The organism is Thiobacillus sp., assembly GCF_013693775.1.
GTDB lineage: Bacteria > Pseudomonadota > Gammaproteobacteria > Burkholderiales > Thiobacillaceae > Thiobacillus.
The window spans coordinates 893,206-914,588 of record NZ_CP059257.1; the positions used below are offsets into that span (position 1 = coordinate 893,206).

At 63.4% G+C, this 21,383-nt stretch carries 20 protein-coding genes and 1 tRNA gene; 5 read left to right on the forward strand and 16 right to left on the reverse strand.

Going from position 1 to position 21,383, the window contains the following annotated elements; genetic code table 11:
• The 3 genes from HZY77_RS04405 to HZY77_RS04415 all read left to right on the forward strand — a co-directional run bounded on the left by HZY77_RS04405 (nt 1) and on the right by HZY77_RS04415 (nt 2,308).
• A complete protein-coding gene (locus HZY77_RS04405) occupies nt 1–399 on the forward strand; it encodes a TraR/DksA family transcriptional regulator (RefSeq protein ID WP_296819149.1) in 399 nt (132 codons plus the stop codon).
• Between the two features lie 106 nt (nt 400–505).
• Nucleotides 506–748: an HPF/RaiA family ribosome-associated protein gene (locus HZY77_RS04410; RefSeq protein ID WP_296820824.1), complete on the forward strand. Its 243-nt coding sequence runs from the start codon at nt 506–508 to the stop codon at nt 746–748.
• 24 nt (nt 749–772) lie between these two features.
• On the forward strand, nt 773–2,308 hold the full coding sequence (locus HZY77_RS04415; protein ID WP_296819152.1) for a bifunctional aminoglycoside phosphotransferase/ATP-binding protein: 1,536 nt from the start codon (nt 773–775) through the stop codon (nt 2,306–2,308).
• 36 nt (nt 2,309–2,344) lie between these two features.
• Here the strand turns inward: HZY77_RS04415 and HZY77_RS04420 are convergent, their stop codons facing one another.
• Both HZY77_RS04420 and HZY77_RS04425 read right to left on the reverse strand, forming a co-directional pair.
• Nucleotides 2,345–2,968, reverse strand: coding sequence for a LysE family translocator (locus tag HZY77_RS04420; protein ID WP_296819154.1), 624 nt, complete (start codon nt 2,966–2,968; stop codon nt 2,345–2,347).
• A 34-nt stretch (nt 2,969–3,002) separates the two neighbouring features.
• Nucleotides 3,003–3,518 (reverse strand): cupin domain-containing protein, encoded by a 516-nt coding sequence (locus HZY77_RS04425; RefSeq protein WP_296819156.1) that lies wholly within the window; start codon nt 3,516–3,518, stop codon nt 3,003–3,005.
• Nucleotides 3,519–3,750: 232 nt separating this feature from the next.
• Between HZY77_RS04425 and HZY77_RS04430 the strand changes: the two genes are divergently transcribed.
• Nucleotides 3,751–4,587: a DUF1003 domain-containing protein gene (locus HZY77_RS04430; protein WP_296819159.1), complete on the forward strand. Its 837-nt coding sequence runs from the start codon at nt 3,751–3,753 to the stop codon at nt 4,585–4,587.
• 41 nt (nt 4,588–4,628) lie between these two features.
• Here the strand turns inward: HZY77_RS04430 and HZY77_RS04435 are convergent, their stop codons facing one another.
• The 14 genes from HZY77_RS04435 to HZY77_RS04500 all read right to left on the reverse strand — a co-directional run bounded on the left by HZY77_RS04435 (nt 4,629) and on the right by HZY77_RS04500 (nt 19,597).
• Complete coding sequence (locus tag HZY77_RS04435; RefSeq protein WP_296819161.1) at nt 4,629–5,213, reverse strand: GNAT family N-acetyltransferase; 585 nt, start codon at nt 5,211–5,213, stop codon at nt 4,629–4,631.
• Nucleotides 5,214–5,247: 34 nt separating this feature from the next.
• A tRNA-Sec gene (locus HZY77_RS04440) sits at nt 5,248–5,343 on the reverse strand.
• Nucleotides 5,344–5,373: 30 nt separating this feature from the next.
• Complete coding sequence (gene selB, locus HZY77_RS04445) at nt 5,374–7,278, reverse strand: selenocysteine-specific translation elongation factor (protein WP_296819164.1); 1,905 nt, start codon at nt 7,276–7,278, stop codon at nt 5,374–5,376.
• A complete protein-coding gene (locus HZY77_RS04450) occupies nt 7,275–7,748 on the reverse strand; it encodes a transglutaminase family protein (RefSeq protein ID WP_296819166.1) in 474 nt (157 codons plus the stop codon). Before HZY77_RS04450 ends, selB begins: the two co-directional genes overlap by 4 nt.
• Before the next feature lie 7 nt (nt 7,749–7,755).
• On the reverse strand, nt 7,756–8,370 hold the full coding sequence (locus HZY77_RS17740) for a hypothetical protein (protein ID WP_363154320.1): 615 nt from the start codon (nt 8,368–8,370) through the stop codon (nt 7,756–7,758).
• Nucleotides 8,371–8,395: 25 nt separating this feature from the next.
• Nucleotides 8,396–9,793 (reverse strand): L-seryl-tRNA(Sec) selenium transferase, encoded by a 1,398-nt coding sequence (gene selA / locus HZY77_RS04460; RefSeq protein WP_296819168.1) that lies wholly within the window; start codon nt 9,791–9,793, stop codon nt 8,396–8,398.
• A gap of 48 nt (nt 9,794–9,841) precedes the next feature.
• Nucleotides 9,842–10,756, reverse strand: a complete 915-nt coding sequence (fdhE, locus tag HZY77_RS04465) for a formate dehydrogenase accessory protein FdhE (RefSeq protein ID WP_296819170.1) — start codon at nt 10,754–10,756, stop codon at nt 9,842–9,844.
• Between the two features lie 62 nt (nt 10,757–10,818).
• Nucleotides 10,819–11,280, reverse strand: coding sequence for a formate dehydrogenase subunit gamma (locus HZY77_RS04470; RefSeq protein WP_296820825.1), 462 nt, complete (start codon nt 11,278–11,280; stop codon nt 10,819–10,821).
• Nucleotides 11,262–11,435 (reverse strand): hypothetical protein, encoded by a 174-nt coding sequence (locus HZY77_RS04475; protein WP_296820965.1) that lies wholly within the window; start codon nt 11,433–11,435, stop codon nt 11,262–11,264. The genes HZY77_RS04470 and HZY77_RS04475 overlap by 19 nt, the downstream gene beginning before the upstream one ends.
• Nucleotides 11,432–12,334, reverse strand: coding sequence for a formate dehydrogenase subunit beta (gene fdxH / locus HZY77_RS04480; protein WP_296819172.1), 903 nt, complete (start codon nt 12,332–12,334; stop codon nt 11,432–11,434). The genes HZY77_RS04475 and fdxH overlap by 4 nt, the downstream gene beginning before the upstream one ends.
• Before the next feature lie 9 nt (nt 12,335–12,343).
• On the reverse strand, nt 12,344–15,415 hold the full coding sequence (gene fdnG / locus HZY77_RS04485) for a formate dehydrogenase-N subunit alpha (RefSeq protein ID WP_296819173.1): 3,072 nt from the start codon (nt 15,413–15,415) through the stop codon (nt 12,344–12,346).
• A gap of 229 nt (nt 15,416–15,644) precedes the next feature.
• The gene (locus HZY77_RS04490) at nt 15,645–15,968 is read right to left on the reverse strand and encodes a hypothetical protein (RefSeq protein WP_296819175.1); all 324 of its coding nucleotides are present in this window, start codon (nt 15,966–15,968) and stop codon (nt 15,645–15,647) included.
• Entirely contained in the window at nt 15,965–16,234 is a 270-nt protein-coding gene (locus tag HZY77_RS04495) for a type II toxin-antitoxin system HicA family toxin (protein WP_296629950.1), read from the reverse strand. The genes HZY77_RS04490 and HZY77_RS04495 overlap by 4 nt, the downstream gene beginning before the upstream one ends.
• A gap of 84 nt (nt 16,235–16,318) precedes the next feature.
• Nucleotides 16,319–19,597: an EAL domain-containing protein gene (locus tag HZY77_RS04500; protein WP_296819177.1), complete on the reverse strand. Its 3,279-nt coding sequence runs from the start codon at nt 19,595–19,597 to the stop codon at nt 16,319–16,321.
• A gap of 590 nt (nt 19,598–20,187) precedes the next feature.
• Here HZY77_RS04500 and HZY77_RS04505 point away from each other — a divergent pair.
• The gene (locus HZY77_RS04505; protein WP_296819179.1) at nt 20,188–21,282 is read left to right on the forward strand and encodes a mechanosensitive ion channel family protein; all 1,095 of its coding nucleotides are present in this window, start codon (nt 20,188–20,190) and stop codon (nt 21,280–21,282) included.
• Nucleotides 21,283–21,383 lie beyond the last annotated feature (101 nt).

The following is a 21,383-nucleotide window of genomic DNA, read 5'->3' on the forward strand; positions in this document are numbered from 1 at the left end:
ATGCCCGTACTCAGCCCAACCCAACTAGATCAGCTCGCCCGGAAACTAAGGGAGGATTACCAGGCGCTCGTGCGCGAAGTTCGCGACGAACTGGAGAACTCCGGCAACCAGCATCGCATCGACCTGCTCAACCGCGAGCCGGGCGACAGCGGCGATGAATCGCTGGCCAATGCGCTGGCGGATTTCAACCTGACCATACTCGATCGCCATATCGACGGGATGCGGGATATCGAGGCGGCCCTGCAGCGCATCCGGAATGGCGAATACGGCGTCTGTGTCGACTGCGGGGACGCGGTCACGTTTCCCCGGCTGATGGCCTATCCGACCGCGAAGCGTTGCATCGTCTGCCAGGAACAACGCGAAAAACTCTACGCCCAGGAAGGCCGCCCGAAAATGTAAACGAAGACAGGACAAGCCTGTCTCCATCCCCCAACGGAGTCATCATGAAAACCCCGCTTCAAATCACCTTCCGCGACATGCCCCCTCCGACGCACTCGAGACGCACATCCGCGAGAAGGCCCAGAAACTCGAACAGCTTTTCGCCGACATCGTCAGTTGCCGCGTCGTGGTCGAACAGCCTGCAAAACATCAGCAACAGGGCAAGCCATTCAACATCCACATCGACCTGGGCGTGCCCGGGAAGGAAATCGTGGTGGACAGGCAGGAGAACGAGGATGCCTACATTGCCCTGCGCGACGCCTTCGACGCCGCCAAGCGGCAACTGGAAGACTACGCGCGGCAGTTGTGAGCCGCCCCGTCCGGACGCGCAGACATGAATGATTCCGCTGGATCGATGCAGGAGTTGGCCGAACTGATCCGGAGCCTGCATGATCCAGCCTGCTACGACCACCCCGCCGGCCCGGTGCAGGTGATCGAAACGCATATCTCCTACGTTCTGCTCACGGGCGCGTTCGCCTACAAGATCAAGAAGCCGCTGGATCTCGGTTTCCTCGATTTCAGCAGCCTTGCTAAACGCCTGCACGCCTGCTGCGACGAAGTGCAGCTCAACCGGCGGCTCGCGCCCGACGTCTACCTGGATGTCGTCCCCATCACCGGCACCCCAGCCATCCCGCGCCTCAACGGCAGCGGCGATATGTTCGAATATGCGGTGAAGATGCGCCAGTTCCCGCCCGACGCCACGCTCGACCGGCTCGATGCGGCGGGCGGAATGACCGCGCAACACATCGAAGCGATCGCCGCCGTCCTCGCCCGCTTCCATACGGAAGGCTGCGCACGCGCCGGACAAGACAGCCCATGGGGCAGTCCGGACGCCATCTGGGACCCGGTGGCCCAGAACTTCGCCCGGATCGCGGCACATCTCGACGACCCGGCCGATCGCGCGCAACTCGACGCCCTGCGGCACTGGAGCGAAACCGAACACGCCCGGCTCGCTCCGCTGATGGCGGCCCGCAAGGTTGACGGCTTTGTGCGCGAATGCCACGGCGACCTCCATCTGGGCAACCTCGCCTGGGTCGACGGACGACTGCTCGTGTTCGACTGCATCGAATTCAACCCCGAATTGCGCTGGATCGACATCCAGTCCGAAGTCGCGTTCTGCTACATGGATCTGCTGCAGCGCGGCCATGCCGAATGGGCCTGGCTGTTTCTCAATACCTGGCTGGAACAGACCGGCGACTATGCCGGGCTCGCCCTGCTGCGCTACTACGCCGTCTATCGCGCGCTCGTGCGCGCCAAGATCGCCGCCATCCGCACCGCCCAGACCGCCGGTCCCGAGCGCGATGCCGCGTTCGCCGGGATGCGCACGCTGCTGCATCTGGCGACGACGCTGACGCGCCCCTTGCCCGCCCGGCTCGACATCACGCACGGCTTGTCGGGATCGGGCAAGACCACCGTCACCCGCAAACTGATGCAGGCCCCGGGCGCGATCCGCCTGCGCTCCGATGTCGAGCGCAAGCGCCTCGCCGGGCTCGATGCCCTGGCCCGCAGCGGCTCGGGCATCGGGCAGCAGCTCTACGGCGCCGATGCCACCCAACGCACCTACGCATATCTCGCCCGCCTGTCAGGCGCTCTCCTGGATGCCGGCTGGCCCGTCATCGTCGACGCCACCTTCATTGCCCGCTGGCAGCGCGACCTGCTGCGCGAGACGGCGCAATCATGCGGCGTCGAATTTCATATTCTCGATTTTCCGGTGCCCGTCGCCGTCCTGCGCGAGCGCATCGTCCGGCGCGCTCGCACGGGCGGCGATGCGTCGGAGGCGGACCTGTCCGTGCTGCAACATCAGCTCGACACCCAGGAGCCGCTGGGATCGGACGAGCAGGCCCACGTTGTACCGATTGAGGTTGAGTGATTCAAGCGCCGGGTTGCCGGCGACGCTAAAAGCACGTCAGCCCTCCCGCCAGGCCTGTGCCAGGATGAATATGCCCATGGTGACCAGGACGCAGGCGGCCAAGCCGTTCAGTGTGGTGCCCAGCTTCGCTCCGATGAGTATCCCGGCTTTATCGGCCGCGTAGGCGTAGCCCAGTTTCACCCCGCCCACAGCCAATACCGCGCCGGCCAGAACGGCTCCGATATCGGGATGGGACAGAGTCCCCAGTTCAACGAAAGCAGGCAGGAATCCCAAATAAAACACGACCGCCTTTTGGTCGCCCAGGGTCACGAGCAGGCCTGTCATGAAGCTTGATTTCAGTGTGGCGGCACCGTTGGCAGGCCTGGCCTGCGTCGACCGACCTCGCTTCCATAGGGCGATCCCCAGCCAGACCAGATACGCCCCGCCGAGATATTTCACTAGGAAGAACAGGTCGCCCATTGCCTCGGCAAGCAATGCCAGGCCAAACAAGGCCAGCAGGATAAACAGCACATCGCCGACGACAACCCNCATGGCCACCGCCGCACCATGCACAAAGCCGTCGGACACCGAGCGCGTAGCAACCGCCAGGACGCTCACGCTCGGAACAGCTGCCAGCACTGCCATGGCACCGAACAACGCAAGCCAATTGCCGAGTGTCATGCCACGATCCGCCGGCGCCGCGCGCCCTGCGCAGTCATTCGCCTTCCCAATAGTCGAGCGAGCCGCTCTCGCGTCCGATGAACGTGAATCGTTGCGGCTTGCCATCTGCGCCCGCAGCGAGTTCGGCCAGGATGCCGAATTTCCCCGAATCCGGATACTCGCAGATTTCAGGCGAGAGCTTGGTGCTCACCGCCAGATAGCGCAGTTCCTCCGTGCCGGTATTGGTAATCTGGTGCGCCGCCTCTTTGCCGCCGGCCGGGCATGCAATCACGTCGCCTTCGCGGACGGGATAGGTCTGCGCCCCAATTCTGGCTTNCCCTGTGCCTTGCAGGATGAAGAACATCTCTTCGTTTACCTGGTGATTGTGGAAAGGAAACGCGCGTTTCCCGGGCAGTACGGCCGTGATGTTGTATCCGAGCTTCCGGGCGCCGATACGCGGGCTGATAAAACCCATCCTCGCATCAAAACGCTCCTCGGCCGTTCCCGTGGGTGCGAACACAGCAGGACGCGGTTCGAGTTCGACATCGGCAATGTTGATGATGGGCTTCATGCTGTCTCTCCAGTTGTGTCGATGAAATTCCGAATAGCGATGCCGGTCACACGCCATCCGGCAGATGGAACGCACCCAACTGCGTTTCTGGATGATGCCGCGGTTTGACAGCATCCGCCACCTTTGAAAAAGGAACTTCCTCGGGCGCGATTCCTCTTAAACTGCCGGCAAATTGTCGTCCATTCCGGCCTCCCGCAGCGGGAGGCCCAGTGTTAGCAATACGGGGAAAACCATGGCCTGTAGCGTTGTCGTCCTTAAAGAAGTCCCACTGTTTTCCTTGCTCGACGATGAAGAGCTCGCCGTCCTCGCCAGTCAGGTCGAATTGCGCAAATTCACGCCGCGCCAGCGGATCTTCAAGATTGGCGACCTGAGCGAACGCGCGTTCATCATGGTCTCGGGTTCCGTCCAGGTCACGACCATCGACGAGGACAACCAGGTCGTGCTTCTCGATATGCCCAGCCATGGCGACGTATTCGGCTTCGCCTCGATGCTGGCGCAGACGCCGCACCAGACCGAAGCCACGGCCGTCGAGGAAACGGAATGCATCGAAGTGGATCTCCATGACATCACCGTCCTCCTGAGGAAGAAGCCGGATGCCGGCCTGGACCTGATGACCGTCATGGGCAAGCAATTCCATGCCGCGGAAAGACTGGTCCGCCTCCGCGCCGCGCGCAACCCGAATGACGTGATCGAAGAGGCCGAGACGCTGGGCGAACGGGTCGCCGATATCGTGGCTTCCTTCGGCGGCTCGTGGACGTTCATCATGGCGTTTGCCGTGGTCCTGGCCGTGTACTCCGCCATCAACGTTGAACTGGGCAGCAAGGCCTGGGACCCCTACCCCTTCATTCTGCTCAATCTCTTTCTTTCGATGCTTGCCGCCATACAGGCCCCCATCATCATGATGAGCCAGAACCGGCAGGACAAGAAAGATCGCCTGCGGAGCGAACTCGATTTCGACGTCAACCGCAGGGCGCATGCCGAAATCCAGGGACTCGCCCACAGGATCAACATGCTGCATGACAAGATCGACGATGTCGAGGAACTGGTCCGTACGCCCAAGGCTTCATGACGCTGCGGAAGGCGGAATGGAGCCCAATCCGCCCCGCCGGATCAAAGCGTGATGGTCGCTATTTGCAGCCAGTTCCCTTGAGGGCTGTCGACAACGTCGAACCCGAATCNCCTGACGAATTCGATCATGTCGCGGTTGCTTTCGAGGATGCGCCCGTACATCGTATGGATCCCCTGGCTTTTCGCGCAATCGAACAACGCCCCCATCAGCTGGTGGCCGACGCCATGGTGTTTCCAGTGATCCGCCACGACGATGGCGAATTCGCAGCGTGTCTTGTCGGGCTGGGTCACGTATCGCGCGGAACCAATTACGATGTCGCCGTCTGCTTGGCGTGTCACGACGATCAGGTGCAGGCCCTGCTCCGGACCAAGCATGCAGGCCTGGAGTGCATTGCCCCCGCCGGGGTCGTAATCCGCATCCCCGAAGCGGAAGTAACGCGCGGCAAAGGACAAGCCCCTGATGAAGGCAGTCAGGGCCGGAATGTCCGATCCAGCAAGTTGACGCAAGGTGAACAAGGATCCGTCATCTGTCTTCCAGACTCTCGGTAATTCCACGATGGCTTTCCCGTATTGAATTGCGTCCAATGAACCCGACGCATTTATCCCTTGAACCCAGATATCCGGCACGGCCCGATTACCGACACCGACTATCCGGAAATAATGGCGGAAGGAAGTGGGAGTCGAACCCACCCGGGAGCGACTGACACCCCCAACCGAATTTGAAGTCCGGCCGCACCACCAGGCACGCTTCCCTTCCAATTGAAACCCGTTTCTCCTGTCGATCACTTCAGGCTGCATGATTCATCCTGCCGAACAGATCGACATTGCGCAATCGGTGCGCTTCGCGCACACGGCGCGTGTAGCCCACCCGGTCGAAGAATTCCAGTACCTGCACCGCACGCTTGCGGCTCAAGCCGCTGCGGTCGCGGAATTCGGCGGCACGCGTCTCGCCGTTCACGTGTTCCAGTTCCTGCACCAGGGTCGCCAGTTGCGCCACGCTGTCGGGCAGATAGAACAAATCGCGCACCACTTGGTACAGCTTCCNCTGGCGCGCCTGCTTTTGCAGCAGACGCCGCATCGACGCCTCGTTGCACCCCGCGCGTCGGGCCAGATCGCGCACCCAGGGTGGGTCGATGGCCCCTTCTTCCAGCCAGGNGAGGATGCGCTGATAGAGCGCATCCTCCTCGCAGCTGAGCGCAACGCTGTGCGTCGGCAGGTGCAGCCAGGGTCCGCTGCGCCGCAAAACGCCCGCCGTCAGCAGTGTGTCCGTCAGCGCGGCGAACGCGGCCACCGGCAGCGCCGGCAGGAACATGCGCCTGGCACGCGTGGCATCGGGCCCCAGCTCGTCGGGGAAACGTTCGTGAAACGCCGCAAGGCCGGCGCGCAGCTTGTCCTGCAAGCTCGTCCAGTGCGCGGCGGAAAACGCCCAGGTGGCGTGACCGTCACGCACCAGCGTGCTATCGATCGGCAGATGCGCAGCCGGGTCCTTGTCGTTCCAGTGGATGGCAAGCCGGTCAAGGTCGAGTCCCCGGAGCGTAAGCAACTGATGCAGCCGCTGCGAGGTGTCGGCGAGATCCAGCGCGGCGAGTTCCGCCAGCCGCTGCGGCGTCTTGCGCTTGCGCGCGGGCGCATCGGGATCGAGCACCTTGCCGCCGCCGATCGTGTGGCGGGCATCGGCGTCGCGCAGGATGAATCGGTCGCCGTGGAGCGCGCCGATCGGACGATCCGTGACCAGCTGCGCCAGCGCGCTGCCGCCCGGGGACAGGCGCTCGCCTTCCAGCAGCGCCACGCGCGCCATGACATGCGCCGCGCCCAGGTGCAGATGGACCGGTACCCAGTGCACGAGGGCCGCAGGCGCTTGAGGCGACAGCGTCAGCCGTACGTCGAGCCGCGCGGTCGGTGCATGCAGGTACGGTGCCACGATCCAGTCGCCACGCACGATCTCGTCCTTGCCCGCGCCGTGAAGGTTCAGGGCACAGCGCTGTCCCGCCTGCCCCCATTGCGCCGGGCGGTTCATCACATGCAGGCTGCGCAGGCGGACCGGCCGCCCGGATGGTGTCACCATCAGATCGTCGCCCACCTGGACACTGCCGGCGAATACGGTGCCGGTGACAATGGTGCCCGCGCCTTTCAAGGTGAAGCTGCGGTCGACCGCCAGCCGGAACCCGCCATCGGCTGTCGTCGAAGGCATGGTCTGCGCGGCTTCGTGCAGATGCGTGCGCAGGGCATCGATACCCTGCCCGTCCGGTGCGGAAACCGGAAATACCGGTATGCCTGCGAGCGCCGTTTCGGCCAGCAGTCGATGCAGATCGCGCTCGACTTCAGCCAGGCGCCCGGGCTCGACCCGGTCGATCTTGGTCAGCGCCACGACGCCGCGTTCGATGCCGAGCAGGTGCAGGATGTTGAGATGCTCGCGCGTTTGCGGCATCACGCCGTCGTCCGCGGCCACGACTAGCATAGCAAAGTCGATCCCGGCCGCGCCGGCGAGCATGGTGTGGATGAAACGCTCATGGCCGGGTACGTCGACGAAACCCAGCACCCCGCCGCCGGGCAAGGGCTGGTAGGCGTAACCCAGTTCGATGGAAATCCCGCGCAGCTTCTCGGCGGCGAGCCGATCGGTGTCGACGCCGGTGAGCGCCTGCACCAGCGTCGTCTTGCCATGGTCGATGTGCCCGGCGGTGCCGACGATCATGATGGCGCCGTGATTTCCTTGGAGGTGATGCGGTAGCTGAAGCTCGACGCGTCCAGGCTGTCCAGCATGCCGTCCGCGGTTTCGGCCTGCGGATACATGAGGAAAGGCAGCGTGACGTCGCGCGAGCCGGGCAGTGGAAGGTCGTGCGCGGTGTTGTAGGCCAGCCAGTTCATCTCCCAGGAACCGAACAGGCGCTTCCTCGCATCGACCACCATGTCGTCGTTGAGGCTGCGGCCGCCGGGCGGTTCCTCCAGCATCACCTTGCGCATGTCAGCGGGGTCGACCGGCACCCAACCGTGTCCGGAGAGCCATACTTCGGCGCGGCAGTGCTGGGCCTTGCTGATGTCGCCGCTCTTGCCCAGGCTCTTGTAGCCGAAGCGCGAGTCCGCCACGCGGATGCCGTAGACATCGCGCGCCGGCAGGCCGGCGGCCCGTGCAAGTCCGACGTAGAGGAATTGAGGTCGGCGCATTTTCCCGTCAGGTCGCCGGTTTCCAGCATGAAGCGGATATCGCCAAGCCCACAGCCGCGGGTTTGGGGGTTGCGCGCCGTATTGTCGACCACCCACTCGTAAATGGCCCGCGCCTTGTCCTGGTCGGTTTCGCGCCGCGGGTAATGTCGAGTGCGGTCTTCCTAACGATGCCGTCGGTGGGAAGCAGCTTCGTGGCCCGGGTATAGCGGCGGTGCATCGAAGCAGGCAGCGGGGCCGCCTGCCCGACGCGGCTCAGATCGATGGCGCGGTCGCGCGTGGCGAATCGGCTGGTCACTTCCAGTACGGGTTTCTTCTCCGGTGCCCATTCGCCATAAAGCATATCAACGCCACGCTCCCGGTCGTGCAGCAATTGTGCGCTGTCGGCATCGCCTTGCCACAGATTGCCCATGGGCCGGATCCAGTCCTGTTCCTGCAGGGAGGGAAGCGGCAACCAGACACGGGTGGCGCCGTGCGGCTTGAGCACTTCCACCCGGTGTGTCACCTCAAACGTCCGCCAGCCATCCTCTGGCGACGGATCGAATGCCGCCAGGGCCTGGCTGGCGGGCCACACTGTCCCCGCAGCCAATACAGCGGAAGTCATCAGGAAATCACGTCGTTGCATGCACCGCTCCTTCTTTCTCAAGTGATCAGGCGGCCAGCTTCGCGAGCTGGCCGATGAAATCCGCTTCGTCTGCCGCAGACAGGCAACGCACATCCAGACGCAATGCGCCGTCGGCAATACGGCCGATCACCGGTACGGGCAGGCCGCGCAGTGCCGCTTCGATCTCATGCAGTACGCCGCTTTTCCGGCCGCGGGGCCGCACGACCAGCGCATGGCTCGGCAGGCGGTCGATCGGTAGCGAGCCGCTACCGATCTGCGACAGGGCCGGTTCGACAGACACGCTCGCCGGCCAGTTCGCAAGCGCCAGCTGCATGCGCGGCAGCAGACGTTCGGTCTGCGCCCGGATGTCGTCCGGCGGCCGGGTGAGCACATGCAGGGTCGTGAGCCGATCGCCCAGACGGTCGGGGTCGCGATACAGGCGCAGGACCGCCTCGAGCGCCGCCAGCGTCAGCTTGCCGACGCGCAGTGCGCGTTTGAGCGGGTTTTTCTTGATGCGCTGGATCAGCGCGCGACGGCCCACCAGGATGCCGGCCTGCGGCCCGCCCAGCAGTTTGTCGCCGCTGAAACTGACCAGATCGGCCCCGGCTGCAATCGACTCCTGCGGCGTCGGTTCGTGCGGCAGGCCGAAGCGCGCCAGGTCGACGAGTGTGCCGCTGCCCAGATCGATCACGAACGGCAGTTCGTGGGCATGCGCAAGCTGCGCCAGGTCCGTCTCCGGCACGCTGGCGGTAAACCCCTGGATGGCATAGTTGCTGGCGTGCACCTTCATCAGCATGGCGCTGCGCGGGCCGATGGCGGCCTCGAAGTCGCGCAGGTGCGTGCGATTGGTGGTGCCTACCTCGATCAGCCTGGCGCCCGCGCGGCTCATGATGTCCGGGACGCGAAAGGCCCCGCCGATTTCCACCAGTTCGCCGCGCGAGACGATCACCTGCTTGCGCATGGCAAGCGTGTTGAGCAGCAGGAACACGGCAGCCGCGTTGTTGTTGACCACAGTGGCCGCCTCGGCCCCGGTGAGCTCGCACAGCACGGACTCGACGACGTCGTCGCGGTCGCCACGCCCACCGGTCTCGAGATCGTATTCCAGCGCACAGGGATGGCGTGCCGCCATCACCAGTGCCTCCACCGCCTCTTCCGGCAGAGGCGCGCGCCCCAGGTTGGTGTGCAGTACCGTGCCGGTGAGATTGAATACCCGTTTCAGGCGGGGCGCATTGTGCTGCGACAGATGCACGGCAAGCTGGGCCGTCACCGCAGGCTCGGTGTAATCGACCCGGTCGCCGCTGCGCGCTGCCTGGCGCGCGCGATCGAGTACGCTGCGCACGCCGGCAAGTACCGGCTCGCGGCCGTATTCGGCAATCANGGGAGAAACGGTTGTCCAGTTGAGGACACGATCGATCGAGGGCGGGCGTGGNNGGGCGCTATGCACGATAGACAATCCCTGGTTGGTGAGGGGTGAACAGTAAGCGGTGAGCAGTCAGGCGGGGCCGTGGATCAGGTACCAGTTGATTCCGCTGCGGGTGAAGCCCGCCTCGTCCATGAGCAGGTCCAGCGTCAGGGTGGCGAGATCATCGGCCACCGGATCGGCGAACGGGTCCTTTTCCTGCTGGATGAGCTTCAGATAGGTCTGGCATTCCGGGCAGCTCTCGGCCTGCACGACCTGCTTGCCCCNCTCCAGATGGTAGTGGGCGATGCCGCGGGTGTTGTCGCAGTTGCTGCATTTGGCACGCACCACGTGCCACTCCGAACTGCACAGCGTGCAATGCAGATAGCGCAGGCCGTTTTCGGCACTGCCGATGCGCACCACCGAACTGACCGGATGCGAGCCGCATACCGGGCACAGGTTGGGATGCTCGGGCCGCGCCACCTGTGCGGGTTCGAACTGGCGCGCGAGCCGGGTCCAGTGCGTCTGCAACGCGGCACCTATAATCGGCGCCACGGCGGCATCGAGCCNCTGGACGTTCCCATCAAGCAGTTGCAGAGCCTGCGCGTCCAGCCAGGCATCCTGTTTTTCCAGAACCGATTCCAGCGCCGCCTGGCCTGTTGCAGGCAGGCTGGGCAGCACCGTCCGTGCCAGTTGCCGTGCCGTGTCGCGCCAGCCATCCGGCAAACCGAGGCCGGCGGGCGCCAGCGGTGGCATCTGATGTTCGCGGCATTGCGCCAGCCGTTCGGACGCGGGCAGTTCCGCCGTAGGGCCTGCATCCAGGTATTCCTGCTGCGCCCGCGCAAGGCGGCCCACGAAGCGCAGATAGTCGCCCAGGGTGTGGCCTTCAGCCAGTTGTTCGAGCCGCCGCACGCGGCTGAGGAACACATCGGCGGGCGGCAGCCGCAGTTCGGGGATGTCGCCGGCTGCCGCTTCGATCTCGCCGGGTTGCAGGAGGGTGGTCGTCATGCGCTAGTCGCTGCCCTTGTCGGTTCTTCAGTCTAGACGATCGAGCCGGAATGCAAGGCCGGCTACTTGCCGGTCATCTCGCGATACCAGGCGCGGTGATGGTGCTTGGCCCAGGCGGCGGATACCGTGCCGCGCGTCATGGCACGAACCGAACCCTTGACCCAGATGGCCGCATAGACGTGCACGATAATGCCGAGGATCATGATCCAGGCTGTCAGTGCATGGACGACCACGGCGACGCGCAATAGCCAGACGGGAAAATACGGCGCGAACCAGGGTTGCCAGATCACGATGCCGGAAATCAGTAGCGTGGGAACTGTCACGACCACCGTCCAGAACAGGTATTTCTGACCGGCATTGTATTTGCCGACTTCAGGCAATCGCTCGTCACGATTGCACAGTTCATCGCCAATATGCTTCATCCATACCCGATCCGCGGGTACGAAGGCGTTGGCCCGCCAGAACCGCGCCGCCAGGGCGATGAAGAACAGACTCAGGAACACCCCTATAAAAGGATGGAGAATGCGATCCCAAGTGCCTCCGCCGAATAAATAGGCGAAAAGAAAAAGGCCGGATGGAACAGTGCCAGGCCCGACAACGCGGCAAGGACGAACGAGATGGCCACCAGCCAGTGGTTGCTTCGCTCTCTGGCAGAGTAGCGCCGTATCCAGGTAGTCATGATCGCTCCTTGCTGGGGTCGGAAGGCCGGGCCGGATCCACATCCTCTTCATCCACGACCTTCGGACCCACTGTGACGAAATGGAAAAATCCTGCAAAGACAGCCAGGCCAATGCCGAAGTTCATGAGGGGTTTGGTTATCCCTTTCCACAGGCTGACCAGCGGGCTGATGTGCGGATCCTTGGGCAGGTTCGCATAGAGCTCGGGCTGGTCGCCGTGCTGCAGCACGTACATCACGTGCGTGCCGCCGACGCCCTGCGGGTTGTACAGCGCCGCATTGGCGTAACCGCGTTCCTTGAGGTCGGCGACGCGCCCTTCGGCATGATGGATCATGTCCTGCTTGGAGCCGAAGACCAATGCGCCGGTGGGACAGGTCTTGATGCAGGCAGGCTCCAGGCCCACCGCCACCCGGTCCGAGCACAGCGTGCACTTGTAGGCCTTGCTGTCCTTCTTCGAAATGCGCGGGATGTTGAACGGACAGCCGGTGATGCAGTAGCCGCAGCCGATGCAGTGCTCCTCGTGGAAATCCACGATGCCGTTCGCATACTGGACGATGGCACCCGGCGACGGGCAGGCCTTGAGGCAGCCAGGGTCATCGCAGTGCATGCAGCCGTCCTTGCGGATCAGCCATTCCAGACGTCCCTGCTCCACCTCCACTTCGGAGAAGCGCATCACGGTCCAGGACTGGTCGGTGAGGTCGCGCGGGTTGTCGTAGAGGCCGACGTTGGTGCCGATCTCGTCGCGCAGGTCGTTCCATTCCATGCACGCCGCCTGGCAGGCCTTGCAGCCGATGCACTTGGAGATGTCGATCAGCTTGGCGACGTGAACAGGGTTGCGCACACGCGGAGGCGGCGTGGTGGTGGCGGAGCGTGCCTTGATGTCAAGTGATTGCAGTGCCATGGTCGCCTCCTAGACTTTCTCGATGTTCACGAGGAACGACTTGAATTCCGGCGTCTGCGTGTTCGCATCACCGACGAAAGGCGTCAGGGTGTTGGTGATGTAGCCATTCTTCGCCAGGCCCATGAATCCCCAGTGGATCGGCACGCCCACGGTGTGCACCTTCTTGCCGTCGACATCGAGCGTGCGCAGGCGCTTGGTGACCACGGCCACCGCGACGATGAAGCCGCGGTTGGATTTCACCCGCACGTGGTCGCCGGCCTTGATGCCCTTCTCTTTCGCCAGGTCCTCGCCGATTTCCACGAACTGCTCCGGCTGCAGGATGGCGTTGAGCCGCACATGCTTGGTCCAGAAGTGGAAATGTTCGGTGAGGCGATAGGTGGTGCCGACATACGGGAACTGGTCAGGCTTGCCGAAGGTCGCCCAGTCCTCCTTGAACACCCGCGCGGCCGGGTTGGACCGCGCCAGGGCGTTCTTCGGATGCATCGGGTTGTTGGCGAGCGGCGACTCCATCGGCTCGTAATGCTCGGGAAAGGGCCNCTCCGCCATCTTGTCGACGGCGAAGAAGCGCGCCACGCCTTCCGGATTCATGATGAAGGGATTCATGCCGTCTCCCGGCGGCGAATCCGGCTTGAAGTCCGGAATGTCGGAACCGCCCCACTTGCCGATCGCGGCGTCCCAGGCGATCAGCTTGCGCGTGGGATCGTAGGGTTTGCCGCCCGGGTCGCAGGACGCGCGGTTGTACAGCACGCGCCGGTTGGCCGGCCAGGCGAAGGCCCAGTTCAGCGTCTGGCCCATGCCGAACGGGTCGCTGTTGTCGCGCCGCGCCATCAGGTTGCCCTTCTCACTCCAGGCGCCGGAGAAGATCCAGCAGCCGCAGATCGTGCTGCCGTCGTCGCGCAGTTCTGCGAAGCCGTTCAATTGTTCGCCGGCCTTCACCAGGACCTTGGCCGGGTCCTTCGGGTCGGTGACGTCCTTCAGCGCACGGCCGGAATATTCCTTCGCCAGTTCTTCCGGCGACGGGGCATGCGGCTGGCGATGTTTCCAGGTCAGGTTGAGGATGGGGTCGGGAANAGCGCCGCCGTCCTTCTTGTACAGCTCGCGCAGCCTGAGGAAGATGCCGGCCATGATTTCCTGATCGCCCTTGGCGTCGCCCGGCGGTTCGGCGGCCTTCCAGTGCCACTGCAGCACACGGCTGGAACTGACCAGCGAACCGTCTTCCTCCGCGAAGCAGGTGGAAGGCAGGCGGAACACCTCGGTCTGGATCTTGGCCGGATCGACGTCGTTGTATTCGCCGTGGTTCTGCCAGAACTCCGAGGTCTCGGTGGCCAGCGGGTCGATGATCACCAGGTATTTGAGCTTGGCGAGCGAGCCGGACACCTTCACCTTGCACGGTGCGGAGGCCAGGGGATTGAAGCCCTGGCAGAGGTAGCCGTTGACCTTGCCCTGGTTCATGTTCTCGAACACCTGCAGCAGGTCGTAGCCCTTGTCGAGCTTGGGCAGCCAGTCATACGCCCAGTTGTTCTCCGCAGTGGCAGCGTCGCCATACCAGGCCTTCATGGTGCTGACGAAGAACTTGTTGTAGTTCTGCCAGTAGCTCAGCTGACCGGGCCGCAGCGGCTTGAAGGCACGCTTCTCGATATAGGCCTTGTAGTCCTGCTCCGCATCGCTGGGCAGCGTCATGTAGCCCGGCAGCAGGTTGGACAACAGTCCCAGATCGGTCAGGCCCTGGATATTGGAGTGGCCGCGCAGCGCGTTCATGCCGCCGCCGGCCGCGCCGATGTTGCCCAGCAGCAGCTGCACCATGGCGCCGGTACGGATCATCTGCGAGCCGTAGGAGTGCTGCGTCCAGCCCAAGGCGTACATGATGGTCATGGTCTTGTTGGGCGCCGAGGTCTCGGCGAGCATCTCGCACACCTTGAGGAAGGCATCCTTGGGCGTGCCGCAGATGTTGGTCACGGCCTCCGGCGTGTAGCGGCTGTAATGCGCCTTCATCATCTGGTACACGCAGCGCGGGTTCTGCAGCGTCGGGTCGGTGACGACATAGCCGTCCGCACCGATCTGGTAGCCCCAACTGGACTTGTCGTAGCTGCGCTTCTCCGGGTTGTAGCCGGAGTAGATGCCGTCGTTGAACGCGAACTCGTCCTTCACCAGAAAGCTGAAGTCCGTGTAGGTCTTCACGTACTCGTGATGGATTTTGTCATTGCTGAGCAGGTAGTTGATGACGCCGCCGAGAAAGGCGATGTCCGTGCCGGAGCGGATCGGCGCATAGAAATCCGATACCGCGGCCGAGCGCGTGAAGCGCGGATCGACGACGATCAGCTTTGCCTTGCGGTGCGCCTTCGCCTCGGTCACCCACTTGAATCCGCAGGGGTGCGCTTCGGCGGCGTTGCCGCCCATGATCAGAACCAGGTCGGTGTTCTTGATGTCAACCCAATGGTTGGTCATCGCACCGCGGCCGAACGTCGGGGCAAGACTTGCCACCGTCGGGCCGTGTCAGACACGCGCCTGGTTGTCGAATGCGAGCATCCCCAGGCTACGCGCGATCTTCTGCGTCAGGTAGCCGGTTTCGTTGCTGGAAGCGGAGGCGGCGAGCATGCCGGTGGAAATCCAGCGGTTGACCGTTTCGCCCTTGTCGTTCTTCGCGATGAAGTTCTTGTCGCGGTCGTCCTTCATCAGCCTGGCGATGCGAGTGAAGGCGTCGTCCCAGGAAATGGGCGTCCACTCCTTGCTGCCGGGCGCACGGTATTCCGGGCGCGTGAGCCGGTTCGGGCTGTGCACGAAATCGAGCAGGCCGGCGCCTTTCGGGCAGAGCGTGCCGCGGTTCACCGGATGGTCCGGATCGCCTTCGATGTGCATGATCTCGCTGTGAGCATTCTTGGCCTTGTCGCCCAGGCTGGAGATCAGGATGCCGCAGCCGACCGAGCAATAGGGACAGGTGTTGCGGGTTTCGGTGGTGCGCGCGAGCTTGAACTCCCGTACTTCCGCCAGGGCCTCGCCGGGCGCGAATCCCAGCGCAACGAGGCTGGAGCTGCCGACCCNCGCTGCGCATATCTTGAAAAACTGTCTCCGGGTCACTTGCATCTCGGTCCTCCATTCTCGTGAATTCAGGCACGCATGGAAAAACTATAGAAACAAAACATTCCCTTACAAATATTATTTATCGATCACCGTCATAAAAAACGTTCCAGCGATGGGCAGGAACCCGCCTGTCATGCGTCTGACGACAGCATGCGCCCCTGATTTCTGGATATTCGGCCCCGTTTCGCGGCGAAATAGCAGCCCGATCCGATTGCAGAACGGCGGCAAAGCGCTAGCGTCCGTCCTCGCCGCTGTCGCTGAAATCGCCCAGCGGCCGTTTGAACGTGTAGTCCGCCGGCCGGAGGATCAGTTGCCGTGCTGACGTTCCCACGCTGCCACTCGGGATGGTGAAAGGCAGCGCCACCACGGTCAGCACCGTCCCCACCACCGTGGCTGCCAGCCCCAGCGGCCGCATGACCACCGCGTCCACCACCATGTCGGTAGTCTTGTCGCCACTGACGGTGTCGTTCTGCTGGGCAGGCGCGGAGACGGGCATCAAGCCGAGGGTTGCAGCCAGCAGCACTGAGGCCAGTCCGTTACGCAGGGCGGCGCTCATGCCTTGCCCTGCGGCAAGCCCACGCCTGCCGATACCAGATAATCGCGCACATGCCGCAACTCCTGTTTGCTGCAGGTATTGCTGTTGTGCGGGCGATGCAGGAAACCCTCCACGCCGTTCAGCACGACTCGGAAGCTTGCGCCATGATGCGGCTCCACGTTGGCCCCCAGGTGCGCCAGCATCGCTTCCACTTCGCGCCAATGGACATTGCCGCTGACCGGTCCTTCGAAAATCGCCCGAAGCAAATTTTCGTGCTTGTGACTCATGAACAAAGACTCGGGACATTCAACACTCCTCCAGCATAGAACCGCCAACGCCTGACGTGAAGGGAAAATGGCGCCGGGCGCACGTCAAGGCATGCGCAGGAACGCATCCATCGCCGCCGGCGCCAGCGGCCGGCTGAACAGGTAGCCTTGCACTTCGCTGCAGCCGGCCTCGCGCAGGAACGCCAGTTGCTCCGCCGTTTCCACGCCTTCGGCGATGATGCCCAGCCGCAGACTACGCGCCAACTGGATGATGGCGCTGACGATGGCGGCATCGTCCGGATCGGTGTGGATGTCGCGCACGAAGGACTGGTCGATCTTGAGCCGGTCGACAGCAAAACGCTTGAGATAGCTGAGCGAGGAATAGCCCGTGCCGAAGTCGTCGATCGCCAGTCGGATGCCCAGGGCTTTCAGCTGCCGAACCGTGTCCAGGGTGTTCTCCACATCCTGCAGCAGGATGGATTCGGTCAGCTCCAGTTCCAGCAGGTGCGGCGGCAGCCCGCTGCGCGCCAGCGCGCCCGCCACGGTCTCGATCAGGCCGGCACGACGAAACTGCAGGGCAGACAGGTTGACCGACATGGTGATATCGGGCAATCCCGCCTGCCGCCACGTCTGGGCCTGGCGGCAGGATTGTTCGATCACCCAGGCGCCGATGGGCACGATCAGGCCACTGTCTTCCGCCACCGGGATGAAACGGGCCGGCGATATGTCGCCCAGTTCCGGGTTGTTCCAGCGCAGCAGCGCCTCCACGCCGGTCACCTTGCCGCTGTCGGCATCCAACTGCGGCTGGTAATGCAACTGCAGTTCAGCCCGGTAGAGCGCCTGATGCAGACGGTTCTGCAGCATCAGATGCTCGCGGGCCTGCCGGTTCATGCGGTCGTCGAAGAAGCGGTAGGTGTTGCGGCCCGCGTCCTTGGCGTTGTACATGGCCGTATCGGCCTTCTGCAGCAGGCTGTCGAAATCGCTGCCGTCCTGCGGATACATGGCGATGCCGATACTGCAGGATGCATTCATCGCGTGGCCGTTGATCTCCACCGGCTCGGCCAGCAGCCTGAGGATGTCTGCCGCGACGCGCTCCACCGTTTCCATGTCCGGAATCTCGTTGAGCAGCAGGATGAATTCGTCGCCGCCCTGGCGGCTGATGGTGTCGCTGTCACGCGTGCTGTGCGTCAGCCGCTTGACGGCTTCCAGCAAGAGCTGGTCGCCAGCAACATGCCCCAGGGTGTCGTTCACCCGTTTGAAGTTGTCGAGGTCGAGGAACAGCATCGCCACCAGTTTCTGCGACCGTTGCGCCCTGGCCAGCGCCTGCTCGAAACGGTCGCGCAGCAGTACGCGGTTGGGCAGGCCGGTGAGGACATCATGATGGGCGAGAAATTCGATGCGCGCCTCCGCCTGCCTGCGTTCGGTGATGTCCTGGCAGGCACCATACAGGCGGTTTCCGGCCTGGTCATCTGCCGCCTCCATGGCCAGCGTATACGCGCGGATGTAGTGGACGGCGCCGTCCTTCGCGAGGATGCGCAACTCACATTCGCTACGCTGGCCCGGCGCGAGATAGGCAATATTGCGATCGAATTCGGCGAAATCATCCGGGTGAACGAGATGGCGCCAGCAGCCTTTCGCCATGATCTCATCCAGCGAATAACCGAAGACCTGATCTGCCGAAGTCGTCGCCCAGTCGATGATCAGGTCCCTGTCCGCCGTCTGCATGCAGGAGTACAGCAGGTCGGTCGACACGCTGGAAATCAGGCGGTAGCGCTCTTCGCTCTCGCGCAGCGCCTGCTCCATTCGCTTGCGTTCGCTGATGTCGATGAAGTTGACCACTGCCCCTACCAGCTGGCCGTTGTGGTACATGGGATGGGACCAGTATTCGACCGGGAAGCTGGTGCCATCCTTGCGCCAGTGCACTTCGCTGTCCACATGGGTGGGCTTGCCCTCCAGGGTGGAACTGCGGATGTGGCACTGCTCCTTCGGATAGGGGCGGCCGTCCGGATAGCTGTGGTGGATCAGGGCATGGATACTCTTGCCGAGGACCTCCGCCTGCGTGTAGCCCAGCATGTCGAGACACGCCGGATTCACGAACGTGCAGATGCCCTGGCTGTCGACCCCGAAAATCGCCTCGGNGGATGCGTCCAGCAACAGGCGAAAACGCTCTTCGCTCTCGCGCAGCGCGGCCAGGGCCGCACGATGGCCCATGACCACGCCAAGGTCGGCAGCCAGCTTCTCCAGCAGGATCACTTTTTCCGGACCGAACGCATGGGGCTCTTCGCTATACACCGTCAGGGCGCCAATGACCCGTCCATACGCCCGCAATGGTGTCGCGGCCGACGATCGATAACCATGGAGGAGCGCACGTTCCCGCCACGGCGCAAACTGTTGATTGGTCTCAGTGTCGTCGTTGATCGCCGTGATGCCCAGGCGTATGGCGGTCCCGGTGGGCCCCTGGCCCTGGGGAGAATCGTCGCAGCGGATTTCCGCCTTGGGCAGATACGTATTCTCGAACCCTGCCTCCGCCACCGAATCGACCGTGACGCCGTCTTCGTTCACCAGGCCGACCCAGGCCATGCGGAACAGATCGTCCCGCACCAATTCCTGACAGATGCGTGCCATCAACTCATGCTCGGGCCGCTCCGCCATCAGCATTTCGTTCACTGCCGCGATGATCTGCAGCATCAGGTTGCGCTGTCGCATGACCAGCGCCTCGCGCCGCTGCTCGGTCACTTCGCGCAGGCTGCCCACCATGCGCAGCGGGTTGCCCTCGGCGTCGCGCTCCACGACCTCGCCCCGGTTATGTAGCCAGATCAAGGTGCCGTCGGCGTGCCGGATACGATGTTCGCGATCGAACACCGCATTGCCATCGAGACAGGCCCGTATCGCCGCCATCACGCCGGCCCGATCCTGCTCCTGCAGGCATGCAATGGCCTCCTGCCAGGTATGCTCGGTCTGCTGCACGTCCAGGCCCATCAGGCGCGCCCACTGCGGATTGTGTCGCACCCGTCCGCTACGCAAATTCCAGTCCCACACGCCTTCGCCGAGGAGCGCCAGGGCATAGGCCTGTTCGCTGCCATCGGGAAGCGGTTTGCCGGCCTTGCCCGCCTTCCTCTCGGCGGCGGGATCACGCCCCTCCGCCAGCAATGCCCGGGCGGCACAGCGGCGGCGTCTTGCCTCGCCCAGCGTCACCTCCGGGTATACCCCCAGGGCCAGGGTCTTGCGTTTGCCCCCAAAGCGATAATCCAGCCGCCAGTAGCGCGAGCCATCCGGATTCAGCAGCAGATACATGCCGCCGCCGTCTGCCAGCTTGAGCGGCTTGGCCGTCGGATGTGTCTGACGGATACGACGGTCGGTAAGAGGCGTGGCAATACGGGCCATGACAAAAGCAAAATGATTTTCGTAATGTCATCATCATACCGACAGATGCCGTCAGGTATACCGTCAAAAATATTCATGATAAACAGTACGAATTACAGCATTTTCATACGGGCATGCCGCTTTGCCATATCGACTGATTCAATCGTGTCATCCACCCATTCATTCGTTTTCCATATTGGATTTCTCGATTTTTTCCACTTGGCCTGACGACCTCACCAACGAAGGCAAGCCAATCGACGCGGCGGTCCGAATCCGCGAGCCCCGCAGATCCAGTCATCGCGGCGTGGATATCGAAGTACCGGCAGCAACCGCGGCAGGCCACGCCCGATAAAAGTTAGGAACGACCCGGCCCCACCGGGCGTTCCCCGGTGCCGCAACATTTCATCTGCGCGTTGAAGGTCCGCCACCGGCTGCGTATCCGTTGCGCCCCGATCGGCGCAGAGGCCTGCCACACCGCCGAAAACCGCGCGCTCCATACCGATCTGGCGTGCGATTCGACCCGACGCACGTAAACATTCGCGCCTTTCAACTTAAAATCCCTCTGGACGCTTGCGCTTCGACGCGCTCATCCCACCGCATCGCACACCCACATGAACGACCTGATACAACGACTCGACCTCTCCTTCCTCTCCGCTTCCTGGATTCATCAGGTGTTGACGCTCATCGTCGCCATCACCCTGCTCAACGTCGGCGCCTATTACCTGCTGCGCCGCATCGAAAAGATCGCCGCGCGCACCGCAACCGTCTGGGACGATGCCCTGATCAAGGCCACGCGCAAACCTCTCACGCTCATCCTGTGGGTGATCGGCACGACCTATGCCATCCAGATCGTGCACCAGCATCTCGGCACGCCGGTCTTCGATTTCGTTCTGCCTGCCCGCAACACCCTCATCATCGTCGCGCTGGCCTGGTTCCTGATGCGACTGATCAGCCAGGCCTCGCGCAATCTCCTCGTCCGCAGCGTCGAAACGGGGCACGGTGTGGACGCCACCACGGTCGACGCGCTTTCCAAGCTGGGGCGGGTCTCGATCATCGTCGTGGCCGCGCTGGTCATCCTGCAGAATCTCGGATTCAGCGTGTCCGGCGTGTTGGCGTTCGGCGGCATCGGCGGCATTGCCGTGGGTTTCGCTGCCAGNGACATGCTGGCCAACTTCTTCGGCGGCCTCACCATCTACCTGGACCGGCCGTTCACGGTGGGCGAATGGATCCGCTCGCCCGACCACCAGATCGAGGGCACGGTGGAATACATCGGCTGGCGCCACACCCGTGTGCGCGCCTTCAACAAGAACCCGATCTATGTGCCCAACGCGTTGTTCACCACCATCGTGGTGGAAAATCCCACCCGCATGACCAACCGGCGCATCAAGGAAACCATCGGCATCCGCTATGCCGACCTCGACAAGATGGCCCCCATCGTCGCCGACGTGAAGACCATGCTGCAGAATCACCCCGAGATCGACACCGGTGCCACGCTGATCGTCAACTTCAACCAGTTTGCCGCGTCGTCGCTGGATTTCTTCATCTACACCTTCACCAAAACCGTCGAGTGGGTGCACTACCACGAGGTCAAGCAGGACGTGCTGTTGAAAATCGCGGCCATCATCCAGAAGCATGGTGCGGAGATCGCCTTCCCCACCCGCACCGTGCATCTCGAATCGGCCGTCGAAGAAGCCGCGGCCGACTAGCGGCACACGCCGCTCGCGGCGGCTTTTCCGGGCGGCGCGGACCATGCGCTCGCCTGCAGCCCAGTCCAGCCGCGGAGGCAGGTCGTCTGCCTTGCCAAGAC

What these genes read in the sequence shown, in the direction of transcription:
- HZY77_RS04405 (WP_296819149.1), top strand. Translation starts at nt 1, where the DNA reads ATGCCCGTACTCAGCCCAACCCAACTAGATCAGCTCGCCCGGAAACTA.
- HZY77_RS04415 (WP_296819152.1), top strand. Translation starts at nt 773, where the DNA reads ATGAATGATTCCGCTGGATCGATGCAGGAGTTGGCCGAACTGATCCGG.
- HZY77_RS04430 (WP_296819159.1), top strand. Translation starts at nt 3,751, where the DNA reads ATGGCCTGTAGCGTTGTCGTCCTTAAAGAAGTCCCACTGTTTTCCTTG.
- HZY77_RS04450 (WP_296819166.1), bottom strand. Translation starts at nt 7,748, where the DNA reads ATGCGCCGACCTCAATTCCTCTACGTCGGACTTGCACGGGCCGCCGGC.
- HZY77_RS17740 (WP_363154320.1), bottom strand. Translation starts at nt 8,370, where the DNA reads ATGCAACGACGTGATTTCCTGATGACTTCCGCTGTATTGGCTGCGGGG.
- HZY77_RS04475 (WP_296820965.1), bottom strand. Translation starts at nt 11,435, where the DNA reads ATGACTACCTGGATACGGCGCTACTCTGCCAGAGAGCGAAGCAACCAC.
- fdxH (WP_296819172.1), bottom strand. Translation starts at nt 12,334, where the DNA reads ATGGCACTGCAATCACTTGACATCAAGGCACGCTCCGCCACCACCACG.
- HZY77_RS04490 (WP_296819175.1), bottom strand. Translation starts at nt 15,968, where the DNA reads ATGAGCGCCGCCCTGCGTAACGGACTGGCCTCAGTGCTGCTGGCTGCA.
- HZY77_RS04495 (WP_296629950.1), bottom strand. Translation starts at nt 16,234, where the DNA reads ATGAGTCACAAGCACGAAAATTTGCTTCGGGCGATTTTCGAAGGACCG.